This is a genomic window from uncultured Aurantimicrobium sp. (assembly GCF_936931525.1).
Taxonomy (GTDB): domain Bacteria; phylum Actinomycetota; class Actinomycetes; order Actinomycetales; family Microbacteriaceae; genus Aurantimicrobium.
Genome location: NZ_CAKZII010000168.1, coordinates 1 through 1297, shown reverse-complemented (window position 1 = coordinate 1297; position 1297 = coordinate 1). Strand labels below are relative to the sequence as shown.

Below are 1297 nucleotides of genomic sequence, written 5' to 3'. Positions count from 1 at the left end.
GGTATTCACCCAGAGGTGAAACGACGGACTGGTATCGACCATCGAGCGGGCTGAGGACCTGAATAGGAAGCGTCATGGTTCTATTCTCCCAAAGAAAACAGGTATCCCTTCACAGGCAAAGCCGCCGCACACTCTCCACATTCAGAATCAGACTGCCCAGCACTCTGACTCTTCACTGGCACGGTATCCAGGTGAATGAATTCGAGGGCCTATCCGGCTTCCCGCCAGCTGGCCATAGCCAGTGGCTGGCGCTCGCCGATGCACTCGATGCTGCAGTCGTCACCCTTCACACCGCTGTTCCGGATCCGCTCTGGTTTGGACCATCACGGTATGCCTTCGACCACAACGCTGAGCAGGTCATGGCCGATTTACGTCAGGCCCGCTGGGCCATTCTTGCCATGGAACCAGGTTCATCGTGATGAGGGTTGGTTCAGGAGTCGACACCGTTGCTCTAGATGATCTCTCGGGACGACTCCACGCCCGAGTGTGGCATTTGGAACATGTGCTTGCCAGCACACGAGCTCAGAGCATTCATTCCACTCAAGCCCAGCATGCTTTTGCCCGAGCTACGTATGCGGCTCAACGACTGGGAGAGTTAGCCGCTGCGACGGCAGAAGGCTCCCGACAATATGCAGAGCGGGAGCAGTATCTACGCCAGGTCTCCGAGGACCTCAGTTCCACATTGATGTGGAATCTGGGTCGAGCAATGCCTGGATTAATTGCAACCTTTGGGCCAGAAATAATTGGCGGCGTCGCCATTGTTCTGGGGTTAGCAGCTGCACGGCGCCTGACTCCGGGCAGCCCCTTTGACCAGTTCGTCACACGGCTCGAACAACGGTTGCCGGATTCAGGGCAATTCATGAGTCATCCCCTGGTAGTGCAAGGCACTGCCCACCTCGTGTCCGGAGCAGATGATTTTGTGGCTGGCGTTCTGGGAATGCCCAAGCCACCCCAGGATGGGCTCCTTGCAGGGGAAGACCTCGTAGCTGGTGCAGCAATTGCTGGACTGGGGATTGTGGGTGCCACAACTTTGCAAGAAACCCCTGTCCGAGTGAGGAACGTGGAACGCAGCACCGCCGAATCTGCTGACAGTTACCGAGATCTCATTTCTCGAATTCCTCGAGCAGATGAAGGTGCTGCACAGATCCGAATCGAACAATACGACTCCGGTTATGTGGTCTACCTCAGCGGCACGATTGATTCTGGTGTGGAACCCACCACTGAGCCGTGGGATATGACCAGCAATATCTCCGCTATTGCTGAACTTGATTCCGGAAGCTACACCGCTGCTGTGATG

General features: G+C 56.3%; 2 protein-coding genes. Both read left to right on the top strand.

The genetic code is table 11. The features are described from left to right. The first annotated feature begins 191 nt into the window (after positions 1-191). Positions 192-419, top strand: coding sequence for a hypothetical protein (locus tag Q0362_RS08455; RefSeq protein ID WP_298122518.1), 228 nt, complete (start codon positions 192-194; stop codon positions 417-419). Then, positions 416-1297, top strand: an 882-nt coding sequence (locus Q0362_RS08450; RefSeq protein WP_298122516.1) for a hypothetical protein, incomplete at its 3' end; no start/stop codon positions are given. The genes Q0362_RS08455 and Q0362_RS08450, both read left to right, overlap by 4 nt.